Genomic DNA, 3,947 nt, shown 5'->3' on the forward strand with positions numbered 1-3,947 from the left:
CCGATCATCCTCGGCACTGTGGCCGTCCTGGGCACTGCCGCGGCGACCTGCCTCCTCGCCGCCAAGGACCGCTGCCCGCTGAGATCCGCCACTCCGATCGCCGCGCGGGCCTCGTGACGCGGAGCTGAACGATCACATATATCTTACATTGCAACACGGAAGGGGGGAACCCTTTGGACGACCGCGCGGTCGGGACGCGCCGACTGGCAAGATAGGGTTGCCTAACTTAAGGAGGCCCCCGTGGCAGATGAGCGCAAGAGCCCCACCCCGACCACCCTCACCGTGCTGCGCACCGAGACGGTGAGCGCCCACATGGTCCGGGTCGTCCTCGGCGGCGCGGGGTTCGACGCCTTCGCCCCGCGCGCGGAGACCGACAGCTACGTCAAACTCGAACTGCCCTCCGAGGACGGCCCCGTGGTGCGGACCTACACCGTGCGTCGCGTCGACCTCCCGGCCCGCGAGATCTGGATCGACTTCGTCGTGCACGGAGACGCGGGCGTGGCGGGGCCGTGGGCCCGGACGGTCGCGCCCGGGACCGACGTCACCGTCCGGGGGCCGGGCGGCGGGTACCGTCCCGACCCCGAGGCGGACTTCCACCTCCTCGCCGGGGACGAGACCGCGGTCCCCGCGATCTCCGCCGCGCTGGAGGCCCTGCCCGAGGACTCGGTGGGAGCGGTGTTCCTGGAGGTGGGAGACGACGACGACGAGGTGTCGCTCACCGCTCCGGAGGGGGTGCGGATCACCTGGCTGCACCGCGGGACCCCCTCCACCCACGCCGGCCCCGGACGGATCGACGGCGACGCGCCGCTGGTCGTCGCCCTCCGCGAGATGCCGTGGCCGGACGGCGACGTGCAGGTGTTCGTGCACGGCGAGGCCGAGACCGTGATGAAGCACCTGCGCCCCCTGCTGCGCTCCGGACGCGGCGTCCCGGCCCGGCGGGCCTCGATCTCGGGATACTGGCGCCGGGGCCGCACTGAGGAGGGTTTCCGCACCTGGAAACGCGAGTTGGCGGAATCGGAGCCGGATCAGCAACCCGTGAGGTGAGTCCCGGGTTACGCGGTCGGTGTGACCCGGTACCCTCATGTGCCAGCACTGTTAACGCATCCGGCCCCTCACGCTCACCCGTGACCGTAGACAAGGCATGGCACATGGCATTCTCACGCGCGACGCTCTTCACCGGACTGGTGGCCACCTCGGCACTCGTCCTCGCAGGCTGCACCGGCGGCTCCGACGATGACGCCGCCGGTGGCGGCGGCGAGTCCTACACGATCGGCATCAACCAGCTCGTCCAGCACCCCGCTCTCGACGCGGCCACCGCGGGCTTCAAGGAGGCCTTCGCCGACGCCGGTGTCGAGGTGGAGTTCAACGAGCAGAACGCCAACGGTGAGCAGGCCACCGCGCTGACCATCGCGCAGCAGTTCGCCGCCGACGACCTGGACCTCGCGCTGGCGGTGGCGACCCCGGCCGCCCAGGCGATGGCCCAGAACATCATCAACATCCCACTGCTGTTCACCGCGGTCACCGACCCGGTCTCGGCCGAGCTCGTCGACTCGATGGAGGAGCCGGGCGCCAACGTCACCGGCACCTCGGACGCCGCGCCGATCGACGAGCAGCTCGAGCTGCTCAAGGAGATCGTCCCCGACGCCGAGCGCGTCGGCATCGTCTACGCCTCGGGCGAGGTCAACTCGCAGGTCCAGGTGGACCAGGCCGAGGAGGCCGCCGGCCCGCTCGACCTGGAGATCGTCACCCAGACCGTCACCTCGGTCAACGAGATCCAGCAGGCCGTCGAGGCGCTCGGCGACGTCGACGCGATCTACGTACCGACCGACAACATGGTCGTCTCCGGTATCGCGGCTCTCGTCCAGGTGGCCGAGAGCAAGCAGATCCCCGTGATCGCCGCGGAGGAGGGCACCGTCGAGGGCGGCGCCGTCGCCACGCTGGGAATCGATTACACCGAGTTGGGCCGCCAGACGGGCGAGATGGCGCTGCGCATCCTGCGCGACGGCGAGGACCCGGCCACGATGCCCGTGGAGACCGCCGCCGAGTTCACCTACGTGGTCAACGAGGACGCCGCGGAGCGCCAGGGCGTCACCATCCCGGAGGACATCCTCGCCGAGGCTGAGAAGAAGTGATCGGCGCCGTCGAGGTAGGCCTCATCTACGGGGTCATGGCGCTGGGGGTCTTCCTGACCTTCCGCGTTCTCAACTTCCCCGACCTCACCGTCGACGGCAGCTTCACCACCGGTGCCGCCACCGCGGCGACGGGCATTCTCGCAGGCTGGAACCCGGTGCTCGCGACCCTCGCGGGTTTCGTCACCGGGTTCCTGGCCGGGATCATCACCGGCCTGCTGCACACCAAGGGCAAGATCGACGGCCTCCTGGCCGGGATCCTCACCATGATCGGGCTGTGGTCGGTCAACCTGCGGATCATGGGAAGCGCGAACGCGCCGTTGCTGCGGCAGGACCACGCGTTCACCCCGCTGCGCGAAGCCGGCATCCTCGGCACCTGGGGCGGCGTCGCCATCCTCGCGGTGGCCGTGGGACTGCTCGGCCTCGTCGTCGTCTGGTTCCTCACCACGAACCTGGGACTATCGATCCGCGCCACGGGCGACAACGGTCCGATGATCTCCTCGTTCGGTGTCTCCACCGACTTCACCAAGACCCTCACCCTCGCCCTGTCCAACGGCCTCGTGGGCATGTGCGGCGCGCTGTTGGCGCAGTATCGGGGCTTCGCCGACATCTCGATGGGCATCGGCCTGATCCTCGTGGGCCTGGCCTCGGTCATCCTCGGCCAGGCGATCCTCGGCCAGCGCAGGCTGTGGCTCGCGGTGTACGCCGTGATCGTGGGCGCGGTCCTGTACCAGCTCATCATCGCCATCGCGCTCGAGGTGGGGCTCAACCCGAACGACATGAGGGCGGTCACGGCCGTGCTCGTGGTGATAGCGCTTCTCGCGCCCAAGTGGAAATCCATGGGTGGTCGGTTCGGGCGCAAGCCCACGACCGCGGTCGCCGCGAACGAGCGCGCGGTGGCGGGCGCCGGGACCGCCGTCGACGCCGGGCCCGAGTCCGCCGACACCGCCGCGACCGGCGCCAAGGAGACCTGACGATGCTGACAGTCACCGATGTGTCCAAGACCTTCTTCCCGGGCACCGTCAACGAGCGCCGCGCACTCCACGGTCTCAGCCTCACGATGGCCGAGGGCGACTTCGTCACCGTGATCGGCTCCAACGGCGCCGGCAAGTCGACCCTGCTCAACGCCGTGTCCGGCCGGTTGATCGCCGACGGCGGCAGCATTCAGATCGACGGCAAGGACGTCACCCGGTTGCCCGATCACAAGCGCGCGAAGTACGTGGGCCGCGTCTTCCAGGACCCGCTGGCCGGGACCGCGCCCACCCTCACCATCGAGGAGAACCTGTCGCTCGCGGTCCTGCGGGGCAGGCGACGTGGACTCGGCCCCAGCCTGAACAAGAAGCGCCGCGCGCAGTTCGCCGACCAGCTCGCCATGCTCGAGCTGGGTCTCGAGGACCGGCTCACCGCCAAGGTCGGGTTGCTCTCGGGAGGCCAGCGACAGGCGCTCTCGCTCCTCATGGCCGGGTTCACCCAACCGCGGATCATGCTGCTCGACGAACACACCGCGGCCCTGGACCCGCAGCGGGCCGAGCTGGTCACCACGATCACCGAACGGATCGTCCGCGAGGGCGGGCTCACCACGCTCATGGTCACGCACAACATGGAGCAGGCCATCCGGCTGGGCAACCGGCTGATCATGATGCACGAGGGCCGGATCGTCTACGAGGCCGACGACCAGAAGAAGGCGTCGCTCACCGTGCAGGACCTGCTCAAGGAGTTCGCCAACATCAAGGGCGCGACGCTGTCCGACAAGGCGTTCCTGGGCTGAGGCCCCGCCCGGCCCCGCCGCCTCGGCCGGCCCGCCGCCTCGGCCGGCCC

The 3,947-nt window shown here is 69.9% G+C and carries 4 protein-coding genes; all 4 read left to right on the forward strand.

Going from position 1 to position 3,947, the window contains the following annotated elements; all coding sequences use genetic code 11:
• The first annotated feature begins 240 nt into the window (after window positions 1-240).
• The 4 genes from G6017_RS16350 (at window position 241) to G6017_RS16365 (ending at window position 3,897) form a co-directional block, all read left to right on the forward strand.
• On the forward strand, window positions 241-1,044 hold the full coding sequence (locus G6017_RS16350; protein ID WP_182618298.1) for a siderophore-interacting protein: 804 nt from the start codon (window positions 241-243) through the stop codon (window positions 1,042-1,044).
• A 104-nt stretch (window positions 1,045-1,148) separates the two neighbouring features.
• Window positions 1,149-2,132 carry an ABC transporter substrate-binding protein gene (locus G6017_RS16355; RefSeq protein ID WP_182618299.1) on the forward strand — a complete coding sequence of 328 codons (984 nt, stop codon included), beginning with the start codon at window positions 1,149-1,151 and terminating at the stop codon, window positions 2,130-2,132.
• Complete coding sequence (locus tag G6017_RS16360) at window positions 2,129-3,103, forward strand: ABC transporter permease subunit (protein ID WP_182618301.1); 975 nt, start codon at window positions 2,129-2,131, stop codon at window positions 3,101-3,103. The genes G6017_RS16355 and G6017_RS16360 overlap by 4 nt, the downstream gene beginning before the upstream one ends.
• Before the next feature lie 2 nt (window positions 3,104-3,105).
• Window positions 3,106-3,897, forward strand: coding sequence for an ABC transporter ATP-binding protein (locus tag G6017_RS16365; RefSeq protein ID WP_182609808.1), 792 nt, complete (start codon window positions 3,106-3,108; stop codon window positions 3,895-3,897).
• Window positions 3,898-3,947: the final 50 nt, after the last annotated feature.

The organism is Dietzia sp. B44 (assembly GCF_014145245.1).
Taxonomy (GTDB): Bacteria; Actinomycetota; Actinomycetes; order Mycobacteriales; family Mycobacteriaceae; genus Dietzia; species Dietzia natronolimnaea.

Coding starts and splice junctions, on each gene's coding strand:
- G6017_RS16365 (WP_182609808.1), top strand. CDS start 3,106: ATGCTGACAGTCACCGATGTGTCCAAGACCTTCTTCCCGGGCACCGTC.
- G6017_RS16355 (WP_182618299.1), top strand. CDS start 1,149: ATGGCATTCTCACGCGCGACGCTCTTCACCGGACTGGTGGCCACCTCG.